The 15,543-nt window shown below is 57.5% G+C and carries 10 protein-coding genes; all 10 read right to left on the bottom strand.

What is annotated here, in order from left to right:
• Positions 1–193: 193 nt before the first annotated feature.
• A complete protein-coding gene (locus tag ACODS3_RS06725) occupies positions 194–2,698 on the bottom strand; it encodes a TonB-dependent siderophore receptor (RefSeq protein ID WP_489033830.1) in 2,505 nt (834 codons plus the stop codon).
• Between the two features lie 85 nt (positions 2,699–2,783).
• Positions 2,784–3,782 (bottom strand): FecR domain-containing protein, encoded by a 999-nt coding sequence (locus tag ACODS3_RS06720; RefSeq protein WP_304575720.1) that lies wholly within the window; start codon positions 3,780–3,782, stop codon positions 2,784–2,786.
• On the bottom strand, positions 3,779–4,279 hold the full coding sequence (locus ACODS3_RS06715) for a sigma-70 family RNA polymerase sigma factor (RefSeq protein ID WP_201019025.1): 501 nt from the start codon (positions 4,277–4,279) through the stop codon (positions 3,779–3,781). The genes ACODS3_RS06720 and ACODS3_RS06715 overlap by 4 nt, the downstream gene beginning before the upstream one ends.
• A 136-nt stretch (positions 4,280–4,415) precedes the next feature.
• On the bottom strand, positions 4,416–4,892 hold the full coding sequence (locus ACODS3_RS06710; protein WP_201004236.1) for an SRPBCC family protein: 477 nt from the start codon (positions 4,890–4,892) through the stop codon (positions 4,416–4,418).
• 38 nt (positions 4,893–4,930) lie between these two features.
• Positions 4,931–8,383: a non-ribosomal peptide synthetase gene (locus ACODS3_RS06705; RefSeq protein WP_489033829.1), complete on the bottom strand. Its 3,453-nt coding sequence runs from the start codon at positions 8,381–8,383 to the stop codon at positions 4,931–4,933.
• Positions 8,380–9,327 (bottom strand): diiron oxygenase, encoded by a 948-nt coding sequence (locus ACODS3_RS06700; protein ID WP_201004232.1) that lies wholly within the window; start codon positions 9,325–9,327, stop codon positions 8,380–8,382. Before ACODS3_RS06700 ends, ACODS3_RS06705 begins: the two co-directional genes overlap by 4 nt.
• 24 nt (positions 9,328–9,351) lie before the next feature.
• Positions 9,352–10,128 carry a DUF3050 domain-containing protein gene (locus tag ACODS3_RS06695; protein ID WP_201004230.1) on the bottom strand — a complete coding sequence of 259 codons (777 nt, stop codon included), beginning with the start codon at positions 10,126–10,128 and terminating at the stop codon, positions 9,352–9,354.
• 792 nt (positions 10,129–10,920) lie between these two features.
• Positions 10,921–11,661: a GntR family transcriptional regulator gene (locus ACODS3_RS06690; protein WP_201019022.1), complete on the bottom strand. Its 741-nt coding sequence runs from the start codon at positions 11,659–11,661 to the stop codon at positions 10,921–10,923.
• A 236-nt stretch (positions 11,662–11,897) separates the two neighbouring features.
• Positions 11,898–12,905 (bottom strand): aldo/keto reductase, encoded by a 1,008-nt coding sequence (locus ACODS3_RS06685; protein ID WP_201004227.1) that lies wholly within the window; start codon positions 12,903–12,905, stop codon positions 11,898–11,900.
• A 144-nt stretch (positions 12,906–13,049) separates the two neighbouring features.
• Positions 13,050–15,518: a TonB-dependent siderophore receptor gene (locus ACODS3_RS06680; protein WP_489033828.1), complete on the bottom strand. Its 2,469-nt coding sequence runs from the start codon at positions 15,516–15,518 to the stop codon at positions 13,050–13,052.
• Between the last annotated feature and the right edge of the window lie 25 nt (positions 15,519–15,543).

The following is a 15,543-nucleotide window of genomic DNA, read 5'->3' as shown; positions in this document are numbered from 1 at the left end:
CGCCGATGGTAGTGTGGGGTTTCCCCATGTGAGAGTAGGTCATCGTCAAGATTCATTCCGAAACCCCTGTCTGCTGACGCAGACAGGGGTTTTGTCTTTCTGCTCCCAGCAAAGATATCCCCAGGCTCTCGAAAGCCACACACAAAAAAACCAGCCTCCACTGCTGAAGGCTGGCTTCGAGCGACGCAACTATTTAGAACTGATAGCTTACGGTCGCACTCACATTTCGTTCCTCACCCATATAACAGAAGCTCAAGCTTGCGCAGGACGCGACATAGGATTCGTTGGTCAGGTTGTTTGCGTTTACCCGCACATCAACACCTTTGAGCCCTACCTTGCTCAGGTCATACCCCACAGATGCATCCAGCAATGTGTACGCTGGAACCTTCATGGTGTTTTCAGCATCCGCCCAGCTATAGCCGACATACCGAACACCACCGCCCAGACGCAGCCCGTCGAGAGCGCCACTGTTGAATGCATAATCACCCCAGACCGAAGCCATATGTTTGGGGGCCTGGGTGGGTGAATTTCCTTTGTTCTCGATGATAGTGGTCGCCGAACTCAATGTGCTGATCATCGACTTTGAGTATTCGATATCTGTCAGCGTGTAACTGCCCAGCACTTTGAAGTTATCGGTCAGCTGAATATGAGCTTCAAGCTCCAGTCCCTGTGAGCGTATTGCGCCAACAGGACGGTAGAAGTTTTCTTGAGGCAGCTTGGAAGCCAGGTTTTCTTGATCGATATGGAAGGCTGAAGCTGTAAACAGATTGTCTGTGCCTGGTGGCTGATATTTGATCCCGGCTTCCCATTGGGTGCCATCCGTAGGCGCCAGCGGATTACCGCTGCTGTCGGAGTAAGAGTTCGGGTTAAACGACTCGGAATAGCTGAAGTACGGAGCAATTCCGTTATCGAACAGGTAAAGCACACCGGCCCTGCCAGTGAGCTTGGTTCGCTTGTCACTGATTTCGGTTCCTGCCGGACGCCCTGTCTCAGCCAGTCGGTTCTCGTCGGAGGTTTCCACCCAATCCTGGCGGATACCCAGGGAGAATCGCCACTTGTCGAGCTCAATCAAATCCTGCGCATAAAGGCCTGTCTGTTCCAGACGCCGCAGGTAACTGGTCGGGCTGTAATAACTGATTGCGGAGTTTCCATACACGGGATTGAAAGCATCCAGGGACGTCACTGCGCCGCTGGTCCAGTCAACCACGGTCTTGCGTCGTTGATAGTCCACGCCGAGCAGCGTCGTATGCTTGACCGACCCGGTAAAGAACTCAGCCTGCAGCATGTTATCGATGATGAATGCGTGCAGACGCTCATCGCCACCGGAGTAATAACGGTTCAGTTCGTTGCCGGTCGCGCTGGTCCAGCCATAGGCGTAGACCTGCTCGTTCTTCACCCTGGAATCCAGATAGCGGAAGTTCTGCCGTGCCGTGAAGACATCATTGAAGCGATGCTCGAATTGATAGCCGAATGACTGTTGGTCACGGCTGAAGCCATCCACGCCTGGTTCGCCATCGAAAAAGTTCTCCGATATGCGCTGGCCGTTGCGTTGATGAAGCGCACCATCCGCCGGCACGCCACCGTGATAGCCACCTTCGGGGTCATGCTGTAGATAGGCTTGCAGTGTCAGCGAAGTGTCTTCGTTGAAGTCGATGCTTACGGTGGGAGCCAGCGCATAGCGTTTCTCTTCCACATGATCGAACTGGGTGTCGGATTTATCGGTCAGCCCCGTAAGGCGATAGGCAATGCGTTTGTCTTCATCCACAGGACCACTGAAATCGAATGCCAGGCCTCGCTGACCCTGTGTACCGACCGTTGCCTGGATCTGGTGATAAGGCTCATAAAGCGGTTTCTTGCTGGTCAGCGCCACCAGGCCACCCGGAGAGCTGCGACCATAGAGCACCGACGAAGGACCTTTGAGGATATCGACCCGCTCAAGGAAGTACGGGTCGACCTGCATGGTGCTGTAAGTCCCGCTATCGCCCATGGACTTCAGACCGTCCAGATAGATGTTATCCACAGACCCGTCATTGAAGCCGCGCATCGCGACATAGTCGTACCGATGAGTTGCTCCATACGGATTGGTCAGCACGCCAGGGGTATAGCGCATGGCTTGCGAAACCGTCTGTGAACCTTGATCGTCCATCTGTTGCCGGGTGACAACCGAGACGGACTGTGAGGTTTCCAGTAGCGAGGTACTGGTCTTGGTCGCGATCTGGCTGTGGGTGGCGTTATAGCCTTCCATGCTGCCCAAGGCATTTCCCAGGGCAAACCCGCGAATATCCGTGTCTGGCAACGACAGTGTCTGGTCTTCAACGGCCCGCAGGACATAACTGCTGCCATCTTGCGAGATGGCCTGCAAGCCGCTGCCACCCAGCAGAATGTTCAAGGCCTGACCTATTGAATAATTACCCTGCAATCCCGGTGAGCGGGCGCCTGCCGTTTGTGCCGGTGTAGCGGATAGCGTGATCCCCGCCTGCCGGGCGAACTGATTCAGCGCCTCGCCCAGTGGTGCTGCCGCGATGGAGTAGTTGCGTACGACGCTGGCTGAAGAAGCGTTGTCCTGGGCCTGCACCTGAAGCGGCAAGACCGTCGTGCCCAGAGCGATGGAGACCAATGCTGCACGAATGGCCGTGCGCAGGGCTGGTGAGTCGGAGGCAGCACAAACTGAATGCGAGATACCTTGAGGCCGGGTCATGAGAGGCAGTTCCGTCAGGTTCAATCAGAGAAATAGGGGTACTGATATCCATGCCGGACACCTGAGCGAAACCCGCCAGAAATAATCAGGCCTGACGCTGTAGCGTCACCCACCAGCGGGTGTGGTAACTGAGTTTTACAGGAAGAGTCTGAGGCAGGACCGCGAGCAACTTGTCGGTATCCTCCAGCCTGAACACGCCGGAAAGCCGCAGGTCTGCAATGTCATCCGCACACCCCAGATAACCCCGGCGATAGCGCCCGACCTCCGCCAGGAAATCACCCAGACGCATATCCTTCGTCACGATCAAGCCTTCGCTCCATGCGCCTGCTTCCATATCCAGTGCCGGGAGCAGGGTGGCGCGCTGTCCGGAAACCGAATAACTCTGGCCTGCCTTCACGTTTATCGGGGATGTGGCAGGCGAGCGGATAATCAGGCTGCCCTCCGTCACGCTGACACGGGTCCGGTCCTGATCCTGACGAACGACGAAGCGGCCGCTGATGCCTTCAAACAGACCGTGGCGGCTCTGCACCAGCAGTGGCCTTGGCGCGACACTTTGCGAGTCGGCCCCGCAGGCAACCAGAATCTCCCCGCGTGTGAGGTTTATCAGGCGGTGCAGGGTATTGAAGTCCTGATCCACCGCGCTGTCGGTGTTCAATTGCAGACGTGTGCCATCCTGCAACCGGTAACTGTTGCGTTGACCCACGTTGGTAGCAAAGTCGGCCTGCCATTGCTGCCAGGGCGCCATATCACGGGAGATCCATGCAGCGGAGCCCAGTACTACGATACCGGACAGTAATTTCAGCGCTTGTCGACGTCCCAGTCGTTGCGCGCTGTTCTCCAGTGCTTCAAAGGCGGCTCCCGATCCGGGTAATGCCTGGAAGCTGCTGTTCAACTCATTGCTCAGTGTCTGGATACGTTGCCAGGCACATTCATGATCGGCGTGTTCGGTACGCCACTGTTCACACTGCTTGCGCAGGCCTGGATCGGCTGACGAATTGTTCAGCCGCATGGACCACTGGATCGCCTGTTTTACAACCTGTGGCGAGGGCTGGCGCTGGCGAGACGGCTGCAAGGTACGGCTCATGCGTCGTATCGCAGTACATAGCAGTGATAAAGCGCATCGGCGATATAACGCTCGACCGAACGCAGGGACACGCCCATCTGTCTGGCAATCTGCTTGTGCGGCATTCCCTCGCATTGGGCCAGCAAAAATGCTTGCCTGACCTTCGGTTTGAGGCCGTCGAGCATTCGGGCAATGCTTTCCAGCAACTCGAAAACCAGCTCGCGGGACTCGGGCGAAGGTGTCTCGTGGGGCGGCAGATGAGCAATGGCTTCCAGATAAGCACGCTCAAGTTCTTCACGGCGCCAGTGATCGATGACCAGGCCCTTGGCAACGGTACGCAAGAAGGCTCGTGGGGTTTTCAGCTCAAGCAGTTCGCTGCGATTGAGCAGCCGCACAAACGTATCCTGTGCCAGATCAGCCGCATCGGCGGCATTGCCCAGTTTGCTGCGCAGCCATGAATGGAGCCAGCCATGGTGATCGTTGTAGAGCATGTGTATGGCCGAGTGCTGAGAAGGCATTGAGGCGCGCCATCCCAGCGCTGCGCGAATGATAATAAATCGCATTGTGTGAAAGCGTCCGCCAATTTGCAACCTCTCAAATGCCTGAACCCGCTCAGGCTTCTGGCGCTGAGCGGGTTTTGGTCACTGCAACAAATCAGGCAAACAGGCTGCGCACGTTACCCATGGCGCTGTCAGCGAAGCCCTGGAGGAATTCCTGGAACGCCGGCAGTGCTTCAGGCCCACCCTGATCGGGTTCGGCGATGATGGTCCATGTTGCAACCGAATCGTTCTCGCCAGTGGGTTGGACGGTCATCGCTGCCCAGAGATTGCCGACGGGCAGGCTGGTGTAGATCAGCGACCAGGTCATGAAGCGCGCATTGTTATCGTGAGAGTTCAGTTGTTCGATGGCCACGTTGCCGTCCTTGAACAGTTTCTTGCGCACCGAGCGCACGCCCTTCCCGGTGACTTCAGTGCTTTCCAGCGCCGGAATGAAGGCCTGGAAACCGCCAAAGTTGCCGACGATCGCCCAGACGCTGTTGGCATCCCCCGGCACTTCCACTGCCGAGACGACTTTGCACAGTGTCGGGTTCTTGATCAGGGTGTCCGGTTGCAGAGTGTTGATTGAGCTCATGTCGTTCTCCATTTGTTTCGTGTTGGGTTGTCGATGGTTCAGATAAAGTCGATTTCTTTCAGGTAGTCGCAACCCTTGCGCAGCAGCGCCGGGGTTTTCTGCGGGTATTGCTCACCCATGTGCCGGATGCCGGCCAGGGCGTTCTGGTACTCGATCATCGAGATGTCGCCGATATCTTCCTCGAAACCGTCCAGATAGAAGCCCAGCACGCCGAACAGTGCGTTCTGGCTATCGACGCGGTTGAGCTGGGTTTGCCAGTGCGCCACGCTGACCATCTCGAACTCGCGTCCGGCTTCGCGGAAGGCATCCACGTAACTGTTCCAGCTCAAGGGCTCGGGGTTGTGGAGGTTGAATACCGCACGGCTGGCCTGATAGCGGCTGGCGTGGAAACCGATGAAGCGTGCAAGGAAGTCCACCGGCATCAGGTCGAAGTTCATGGCGAACTCCGGGACCTTGCCAAGTTGCAGGGAGCCTTTGAGCATCAGCATCAAGCGGTTTTTCTGTGGCTGGCACACGCCTGTGACGCTGTTGAAAGCAATGTTGCCGGGGCGGTAGATATTCACCCACACGCCTTGCTCTCTGGCCCTTTGCAACACCCGCTCCGCGACCCATTTGGACAGGTTGTAACCGTTCTTGATGTAGATCGGCGGTGTGGCGGCGGCAGGTTGCTCCAGCACACTGCCCGCGGTATCGACGGCGCTGGAGGCCGACAGTGTCGAGACGAAGTTGAAGATCTTCTTGCTGCGTCCCTCGCACAGTCGCAGGCATTCAAAGACCGGTGCCACGTTGTCACGGATAAGCGTTTCGTAATCCTGGACATGGTTCACATTGGCCGCGTTATGCACCAGTGCGCCGAAGTCCCGATCCAGTCGCTCATACACGGCATCGCTCAAACCCAACTGCGGTTGGGTGACGTCGGCGGGATAGACCGTTACCCGGCTCAGGTCCAGATGCTCCAGCCGGTTTTCCCGCAACGACTGAACGAAGCGTTCGTGTGCGCTTTGCCCCGAGCCTTCGCGCACCAGGCACGCAATCTCGCTCGCTCCCCAGGCCAGCAGCGCTTCGACGATATGCACGCCGAGAAAACCATTGGCACCGGTCACGATGACTTTGTGGACATCGCCCAGCCTGCTGATCGGCAGCACCGGTATTTCCAGATCGGCGTTGGCGTCCAGCAGCGCTTGCGGGCTGACGGTGTAACTCGAAACGCCTTCGCTTTCGATCAGGCTCGCCAGCGTCAGCACGGTGGGCGCTTCAATAAAGCGATTGATGGGAATGCTGCGCCCGAACCGTTCGCGAATCCCCAGCAACATGCGCGACAGCAGGATCGAATGGCCACCCAGATTGAAGAAGCTTTCGTCGGTGGAAATATCCCCGATGGGCAGTTCAAGAAGCTCTGCCCACAGTTCGAGAAGCTTTTGCTCCTGCTCCGTTTCCGGCAGGCGGCGGGGTTGCTGGTCTGCGAAGCTCACTGGTATTTCCAGAAGGGCCTTGCGATCGATCTTGCCGTTACTGGCAAATGGCATGTTCGCCAATACCGTATAGGCGCCGGGATGCATGTAGTCCGGCAACAGGCGTTGCACGTGCGCTTTCAATGCCGACAGGGCGACCTCTTCAGCCTCATGAGGCTGGGCAGCAAAGGCCAGGATGCGGCGCTGGCCATCGACGACCACGGCGACCTGCCGATACAGCTGACTGCTGCGCAGGCAGTGCTCGATCTCTTCCGGCTCGACCCGAAATCCACGAATCTTCACCTGATTGTCACGACGTCCGGCCAGCTCGATACCGTCCGGGGTCCATTTGCCGATGTCCCCGGTGCGATAGGCACGCAGTTGCTGCCCGTCTGGCAAGGTCAGCGTCACATAGCGTTCGGCTGTCAGGTCAGGATTGTTCAAGTAACCCAGGCACACGCCAGGACCGACGATATACAACTCTCCCTGCGCCTGCTCCGGCACTGGTTGCAACTGCTCGTCCAGAATCCAGACCTGGCTGTTGGCAATCGGTCGGCCCAGATTGCGGTTGCTGCTGCCAGGCCGGAACTGCCCGGCAGTGACCAGAACCGTGGCTTCGGTCGGGCCGTAGAGGTTATGAAAGTGGCACTGCCGGGTCAGGTGCTCGATGACATAAGGCTCGCAGACGTCGCCTCCGGTCATCACATGCTCAAGCCCCAAGGGCTCGTCCAGCGGCAGGATACTCAGCAATGCAGGTGGCAGAAACGCATGGCTGATGCGGTCTTTCAGCAGGCTGACCAGCCGCAGGGGATCACGTCGCTGGTCTTCATCGGGTATCACCAGCTCTGCACCGCTGAGCCAGGTGGGGAAGATATCGATCACTGAAGAATCGAAGCTCAGTGTCGAGAACTGCAACACCCGGCAGTGCTCGGACAGGCTGACGTACTCCGCATACCAGGCAGTGAAGTGGCTGAGATTACGCTGACTGAGCAGCACGCCTTTGGGGTGGCCAGTGGTGCCTGAGGTATAGAGCGCCATACACGGCGAGTCGCTATGCGTCAGTGGCCTGGTCAGAAGCTGATCTGGCTCCGTCACCTGGATCGATCCGATATCCAGTGCGGGAAACCCGGCCTTGGCCAGCGGATGCGAACCGTCATGCAGCAACAGCAGGGCACCCGAGTTTTCCAGAATGTATTGCTGGCGCTGAACGGGCTGGCTGGGGTCCAGTGGCAGGTAGATCGCGCCACTGCCGAGAGTTGCCAGAATGCCTGCATACAACGCGACAGACTTGGGCAGGCAAATGCCGATGACCACAGGTGTTGTCTGCTCTCTGGCCTCAATCAGCGGCAGTAAATGACGCTGGATTGCGACACCTTGAGCGTACAACTCCCGATAGCTGAAAACCTGACCGGCAATCGACAGGGCCGAGCGTTCGCCAAAGGTCTGAAAGCTTTGCTCCAGGCGTTCGACCAGAGGCGTTTGGGCCACTTCCAGCAGATGCGGTTGATCGGTCTGATTCAGACGATGCCTGAACAGCAGATGATCTATCGCCTGCAGGCCATCCTGCCATTCGCTTTGTGCGGGAGTGGTCGTGGGCAGGGTGCTGAAATACTTCTCGTCCCTGGACAGGCGACTGATCAGCAGCGCGGTCTGGTCGACACACTCCGCGATTGCCGCGTCGCGCAACATACGGCCGTTGCCCGACTCCTGAGCAGGCAGCCACTCTCGCACGATCAGGTGCTGGGCCGTGGCCGAACCGTGCCAGCACAGCAACTCAAGGCGTGGCAGGCCATCGGTTGAGTTCGGACTCAAGCCGACACGAAGGCTCAGGTGATCGGTGCTAGCGAATGCCTTGAGCCGTTCGCCATTCATGTCCAGGCTGCCGTCTTCGATCAGTATCGAGGCGTTGTCGACAAGGCTCGCATTCAACTCGGCCTGATCGCTCAGGCGATGTACCGCATGTCCGTGTGCGAGCAGTTCTGTGTGCAGTTCGCTCAGGGTCAGGCTATGACCGATGAGCACGATCTCCAGACGTTTCATTGCAGCATTCCCTGGGCTGGCAGATAGTCGGCCAGCGCCCGCTGCACGCAAGCATCTTCAAGCATTGAACTGCTCTTGAAGAAGCGCACGATATTGCCGATCAGAGGGTGATGGCGATTGATGGGAAAGCTCACCGCCGTGATTTCATCCTTGAGCGCCTGCTTGACGGAATCTGCGACCTGCAGGTGATCGATCAGGATGAAATCGAAGCCGTGCTGGATATCACTGGTCAAATATTGAGCAATGAATGTCGGCATGATGCGGGCGATGCATTCGCGATCCTCTTCGGGCGCGGTGTGCCAGTAGATACGCACCAGTCGTGCCCAGAACCCTGAGTGACGGCCCTCGTCGAGCAAGTGATCGGCCATCAGCCCCTTGACCGACTGCTTGACCGAATCGTCCTTGGCGAAGGCCGCCACATCGTTGGTCACGGTGTTTTCCGCGATGGCTACGCAGATCAGTTCCACTGCGCTGCGCAGATGCTCCGGCGCCAGGGCGAGGGCGGCAGGAATGGCCCGGCTCAGCTCGATTTCATCGGGCAGTTCAATCGGTTCGATCCCCGTCAGGGCGATGGTCTGCTGCATGAAGTCCATCGCCACCAATGCGTGGTAATCCTCATCGACCACTACTGTCATGGCGTCGTAGCGACACGCAAAAGGAAAGCGGATGGTGAAGTTGTCCTTGGCGATACTGCGCGCGGTCTTGTCGACAATTTCGGTTTCAAAGATCACGACATCGTTGATGAACTTGTAGAGGCTTTGCACCAGTGCGTAATCACGCAGGTGCGGGCACTCACGGGTGAAGGTTTCGCTCAACACCAAAGGCTGGCGGCTCAGTGGGTAGATCAGTTTTTCATCGTTCTCGACGATCCGGCGTGGGCGAGTGCGGATGGTGGCGCGACCTTCCCAGGCATCAATGAACGACCTGTAGTCTTCTGCTTTCATGATGGCTTCCTTGTAGACGCGATATCAGGCGCTGGCTTGCATCAATGGCGAGCGCATGCTCATGCGCAGGGTGTCCCACAGCTCGACCCGGCTATCCACGGCGGCAATGGCGGCCTGATAGACTTCTCGCTCGCGCTGCTCGTCGCCATTGACCAGTCGGGCCAGCAACTGCTCGGCAGCCGGGCCGTGGTCCTCCGAATCGACTTCGATATGGCGTTCCAGGTAATAGCGAAAGGTCGGGGCCTGATCGACGGTGATGCCCCATTCATCGAGGATGCTCTGGAACATCACCGGGATAACGCTTTCGCGGCCATGCAGAAAGGCTGCTGCCACGCTATGGGCGGGTGCATGCAGCGCGGTATTGAGCGTGTGGGTCACGAATACCGTTGCCGCCTGGCCTGCATTGACGCGCTGCAATGCCGTGGCGTAATGCACGCCCTGTTTCTGAAGCTCGACGAAACGCTCTATCTGCAAGGTGCTGGCGCCAATCTCGCGCATGGCATCCAGATACAACTCGAAATGGCTGTAGTGGCCGTGGCTCAGCTTGTCGTCGGATTCTTCACCCAGCACGATTTCATTGATCAGCCTGGCTGCCGATGCATCCCGAGGCGGTAGCCAGGGCAATTGGGTACACGTCAGCTCCTGCTGTAAACGCTTGGTCAGCGACATGAAGTCCCAGACGGCGAATACATGGGTTTCCATAAAACGTTTAAGCACTTCCAGGGAATTGATTTCAGCAAAGATGGGGTGTTGGCTAAGTTCGGTTTTCTTGCGGTCCAATAGCGTTTTCTGACAATGCATGGCGATATCCCGGTAGTTGTAAGTGCAAGTGTTGGCTGTGGCGTGTGGCTAAATAACAGCTTTCGTTCTTGAAGAAACACGCTGCAGGAGGCCTGACTAACAGGCAGGTCAGCGCCTGTTAGTTGAAACGATCAATAACCGTAAAAGTCAGTTGTTTCGTTGCAGGTCCTTTGCAGAGCCATGAGTGCCCACAGCTGCAGCCTGTGTGGGCGTGGCCGAATAACCAGAGGTGTCGGCCGTTGTGACGGGCTGCGAATAAAAGTTAAAGCACTTTTAATGAACTTAGCAATTGTTTTTTATTATTATTTTAGTTGCTGTTTTTCAAGGTTGTAAGTTGCCATATAAAACTATTGATTTAAGTTTTATAGGGGCGTGAGCAACCCTTTCGGCTGATAAGAGCCAAAATTGAGAGTAATGAACGAATGCCTCGTTCAGCGTTGCTGTTATGCCGAACAATCAGAGTTTTTGACTTTTGGAGGGCGATACTGGAAGTGACTTCCAATGCCTTGTTGCCCTTGCAGGAACTCCTTTCTCAATACGTTCAAATGAACAGATCGCTGCCCTGCACCAGACGGGCAGTTCAAGAGCGACCAAGGCGCAACCCTCCGGTTGGATCACGCCGCAGTCACGACCGAGTTTGCCTTATTCCTGAGGCAGACCAACCCGGTGGTTCAGGAAAACAGGCATAAAAGCGCTGCCCGCGAGCAGATAGCTCGCAGCGCATGGAAAGGGTGCTGAAAGGGGAGTGAGAAGCGTCAGGCCACGAGGGTCAGGTGATCAACCGGAGTTGATTCAGGCGATGCTTTTCTTGCGTTGGCGTACCGCTGGTTTTTCTTGCTCGGCCTTTTTGTTGTTGAGGTATTGAGTGATTGCCTTGACACCCCGATTGAGGTGGTTTTGCAGAGAACTCACGATTTGCTCAACGGCTTTTTCTTCGGCCAGACGCAGCAGCTCCCAGTGGTCGTCCTGGGACAGTTTGCCAAGGCCCATGGACGAGAGATTGAAGCGCAGGAAACGCTCTTCTTCGTTCAGGCCTTCTTCTACCAGACGCATCAAGCGCTTGTTGGGCGTCTTGGCGTACAGAGACATGTGAAACAGGCGGTTGAGGGTGCCCATCTTGGAGTAGTCGGTTTCAACCTCAAGCAACTCGATGTAGCTTCGTGCGCTTGCCAGGTCGTCGGCATCCAGTAACGGAATGGAAAGGCGCAGAGCCTCGGACTCCAGCAGGATGCGCAGACCATAGGCGTCAACGGCATCTTCGGTGATCAACGGTGCGACGACGGCGCCTTTATGGGTTTCGACGCGCAGGAGTGACTGTGCCTCAAGCTGGCGCAATGCTTCGCGCACCGGCATTCGGCTGACACCGAATAATGTGGCCAACTCCTGCTGACGCAGGGCTGTACCACTCGGCAGGCTGCCATCAATAATGGCGTTGCGCAGTTTTTCTTCGATAACAGATCTGGCAAGGTGCGCGGGAGGCTGTTCGTTTCCCAGGACCGAGCACAAAAAGGCTTCTCTATCAGTTTTGCGCATCGCCATACTTCTTCATCAACCTGGCTGGATTGGATTCATGGTTGCCAACAGACCTGGGTCTGTTCCCGTTCTGCTACAAGCAGCATGCCCGCAGTTGCAGAGCATTTTAGCGCTCCTGTCAGCAACATGTTGAATGAGCATTTATATACACACGGCTTTTTAGACGCTTTTTTCGAACATCGCGAGCATTTGCCGATGGCCTGCTCGCGATGATGCCTTACCGGTAACAGAGCGCCTTAAGGTGTCAGTCGCCCCGAGACGAAATGTTGCACATCGTTGAAGCCGGCGGTAGACGCATGCCCCGGTGTCACCAGCGAGTCGATGAAGGCTTCGTCCTCGGCGGTGATCTTCACTTCCAGTGCCTTGGTGTAATGCCCCCACTGTTGTTCTGTACGCGGGCCGACGATAGCCGAAGTGACGGCTTTGTTATTGAGCACCCAGGCAATGGCGAACTCGACGAGGCCGACGCCTTTGTCCTGCACGTACTCCTGGAGCCGCTGGGCGATGCGCAGCGACTCCACACGCCATTCCGTTTCCAGCAGACGCTTGTCCTGGCGGCCGGCGCGGCTATTGCTGTCAGGCGTTACATCCGGTGCGTACTTGCCGCTGAGCACGCCACGTGCCAGCGGGCTGTAAGGCACCACTCCCAGGCCATGAAATGCGGCGGCAGTGATCTGCTCGATCTCGGCCTGGCGATTGACGATGTTATACAGCGGCTGGCTGATGACCGGTTTGTCCACGCCCAGGCGCTGGGCGACGTTGACGATTTCCGCGATTCGCCAGCCACGATAGTTCGACAGGCCCCAATAGCGGATCTTGCCCTGGCGGATCAGATCGCCAATGGCCGATACCGTCACTTCCAGCGGAGTGTCGTGATCTTCCTTGTGCAGGTAATAGATGTCCACATAATCGGTATCCAGTCGCTGCAAGCTGTTTTCAATGGCATTGAAGATGTGTTTGCGGTTCAGGCCGGCCCGGTTCGGGATGCCATCGCTCGGGCCTATCGCAACCTTGGTCGCCAGCACCCAGTCGCTGCGATGCGAAGCAATGGCTTCGCCGACGATCTCTTCGGAGCGTCCGCCGTTATAGACGTCGGCGGTGTCGATGAAATTCACGCCCTGATCCCGTGCATGATCGATGATGCGCAGGGATTCTTCGGTTCCGGTCTGTTCGCCGAACATCATGGAGCCGAGTGTCAGCGTGGAAACTTTCAGGCCTGACTGGCCAAGAGTTCTGTAAATCATGCTCAACATCCTCCTTGTCATTGAAAGCTGGATCAGGAGGCCATACTGGCTTGTTTATGGGGGCGTTGAAAAGGCCCAAGTATGTGACTGGATCATTTGATTGCATCGATGCCCGCGCTGAAAGGCGGGCAGGATGGTGTGGCATCAGAAGTCGACGGTTGCCGAAACCTTCAGGGTTCTTGGTGTCCCTTGGGTCAGGTAACTGTTGGAAGTCGAAGCCGATGCCCAATAGGCTTTATTGGCTACGTTCTCCAGATTAGCGCGCAAGGTGATGTCGCGCTCCTCCAGCTTGAAGCGATAACGAGCGCCCAGATCGACCCGTGTCCAGGCTGGAATGCTCAGTGTGTTGGTGCTGTTCACGTATTGGCCGCCGGTACGCAGCAGACGTGCATTGAGCGCCGCGCCATTGATGCCCGGGACGTCCCAGTCTGCGCCCAGGTTGAACTGATAGCGCGGCACGCCGGCCGCCTGATTGCCATCTGTCAGCCCGCCCGCAGTCTTTTTCAGCTCGGTATCCATCCAGGCTGCACCTGCCAGCAGGCGCAGCCCGTCCAGCGGTTCGCCGAACAGGTTCAGTTCGGCTCCTTTGTTCAACTGTTCGCCATCGACCCTGAAAGTCCCGAGGCTGGAACCTGCGTTGGGGTAGGTCGCGCTGTTGGGTTGCTCGATACGGTAGACACCCAGCGTTGCACCAAAGCTGTCCCAATCCAGCTTGACCCCGGCTTCGGTCTGTTTACTGCGTCTGGGCGGGAACACTTCGTTGATGTTGGTGACGCCCGAGCTGGGTGCGGTAGGCCCTTGCGCCAGGCCTTCGATGCGGTTGGCGTAGAACGAAACATGCTCCCACGGCTTGAGCACCAGGCCATAGACAGGTGTCGTGATGGACTCTTCATAGTTGGACGTTCGGGCTCCTGACGCGGTGTTCCAGGAGTCGACTTCGATGGACTGGCGTCGCACGCCGACCGTCAACAGGATGCGGTCGTCGACAAAGCCAAGGGTGTCGGAAACCGCAGCGCTTTTCATGCGGTTCTTGCCAACGATGCGTGGATCATTGATGTCGCTGCCGAAGTAAGTCGCAGGCGGAGTCGGGCGTGTGGCTTGCACCGGGTTGTACAGGTTGCTGGGGAAGCGGTTGGCAACATACAGCGCTTCATAGGCCGAACGCTGTTCACCCCAGACACCCGCCAAGCCGAAGTTGACCTGATGGCTGATCGGCCCGGTCGCGAAATGGCCGTTGAGCCCGCCCATGGCGCTTTTGTTGTCTTCGTCATGGGGCGGGTAAAGAAAGCCGCCGCGTGCAGTGCCGCTGGCATCGCTGACATACAGGGAAGAATACACACCATTCTCGCGGGTGTGCTTGGCACCGACGCCTGCATAGGCCGTCCAGTTGTCGTTCAGGTCGTACTCGCCATTGAGCATCCCGTAAGTGTCTTCAAGCTCCGACCACGTCCAGTCCTGTGCATAGTTATGCTTGGCCGATGGTGCTTTCGGCACGCTGGTGCCGGTGGGGTACACCACGGCGCGGCCCTGATTGATGCGTTCTTTCTGGTAGCCCAGGTCGGCAGAAAGACGCAGCCGTTCGCCGCGATAATCCAGCGCAATGGCGATCAGTGCCGAGCGCTGGGATTCATCATCAATGGCGGTATCGCCCTCGTGTTGCGCCAGATTGATCCGGGCGCCGAACTGATTGTCTTCGCCAAAACGCTGCCCCAGATCCAGATGCCCGCCAACCTGGCTGTCGCTGGTGTAATCCAGTGTTGCACTGCGTGTCGGCGTATCCTGAGCGCGCTTGGGCACCAGATTCACACTGCCGCCAATGCCACTGCCTTGAGGTGAAATGCCATTGAGGAATGCATTCGGGCCTTTGAACAGTTCGACGCGCTCCAGTGCTTCGGTGGTGATGATCTGGCGCGGCAGAACTCCGTACAGACCGTTGAAGGAAATGTCGTCGGTCTGTAGCGGCAAGCCACGGATGGTGAAGACTTGAGAAAAGTTACCGAAGCCCGCCGACTGCCGTACGGAGGCATCATTGAGCAATACATCGCCTACTGTCCGGGCTTGTTTGTCCTTGATGACTTCAGCGGTGTAACTCGTCACGCTGAACGGCACATCCTTGATCTCACGATTACCGAGCATGCCCAGGCGCGCGCTGCGCGCGACTTGTCCGCCCTCATAGGTTTCGGTCGAACGGCTCGCTTCACCGTTGACAGTGGTCGCGCCCAGTTCCACTGCATCGCCCGCTTCGACTTGAGGCGCCAATGTGTAGCCATGGTTGCCGGTACTCAAAAGCGTATAGCCGCTGCCCGCCAGCAACTGCTGGAAACCTGCCTGCACGGTATAGCTGCCCTGCAAACCCGCGCTCTGGCGGTTGTTCAGCAGCGCGGGATCGAATGACAACGGCACGCCACTGATGGCGGCGAACTGCGCCAGCACCTGGCTCAACGGGCCGGGAGCAATGGCAAAGACCCGGGTTACGCTGCTATCGGCGGTTTCAGCAGCCAGCGTAGTCTGCGCTGGAGTCAGCGTTGTCAGTGCAATCGCCATGCTCAGCGCCGCGAAGCGGAAACGAGCCGTGCTGTTTTTGAAGGAGGGCTGAAACGGCCTGGAAGTCATTCGGTATTCCTGTCGGCGCAGATAA

The organism is Pseudomonas sp. FG43 (genome assembly GCF_057809175.1).
This window is presented reverse-complemented; position numbering and strand designations above follow the sequence as displayed.

Coding starts and splice junctions, on each gene's coding strand:
- ACODS3_RS06690 (WP_201019022.1), bottom strand. CDS start 11,661: ATGCGCAAAACTGATAGAGAAGCCTTTTTGTGCTCGGTCCTGGGAAAC.
- ACODS3_RS06710 (WP_201004236.1), bottom strand. CDS start 4,892: ATGAGCTCAATCAACACTCTGCAACCGGACACCCTGATCAAGAACCCG.
- ACODS3_RS06720 (WP_304575720.1), bottom strand. CDS start 3,782: ATGAGCCGTACCTTGCAGCCGTCTCGCCAGCGCCAGCCCTCGCCACAG.
- ACODS3_RS06685 (WP_201004227.1), bottom strand. CDS start 12,905: ATGATTTACAGAACTCTTGGCCAGTCAGGCCTGAAAGTTTCCACGCTG.
- ACODS3_RS06715 (WP_201019025.1), bottom strand. CDS start 4,279: ATGCCTTCTCAGCACTCGGCCATACACATGCTCTACAACGATCACCAT.
- ACODS3_RS06680 (WP_489033828.1), bottom strand. CDS start 15,518: ATGACTTCCAGGCCGTTTCAGCCCTCCTTCAAAAACAGCACGGCTCGT.
- ACODS3_RS06700 (WP_201004232.1), bottom strand. CDS start 9,327: ATGAAAGCAGAAGACTACAGGTCGTTCATTGATGCCTGGGAAGGTCGC.
- ACODS3_RS06695 (WP_201004230.1), bottom strand. CDS start 10,128: ATGCATTGTCAGAAAACGCTATTGGACCGCAAGAAAACCGAACTTAGC.
- ACODS3_RS06725 (WP_489033830.1), bottom strand. CDS start 2,698: ATGACCCGGCCTCAAGGTATCTCGCATTCAGTTTGTGCTGCCTCCGAC.
- ACODS3_RS06705 (WP_489033829.1), bottom strand. CDS start 8,383: ATGAAACGTCTGGAGATCGTGCTCATCGGTCATAGCCTGACCCTGAGC.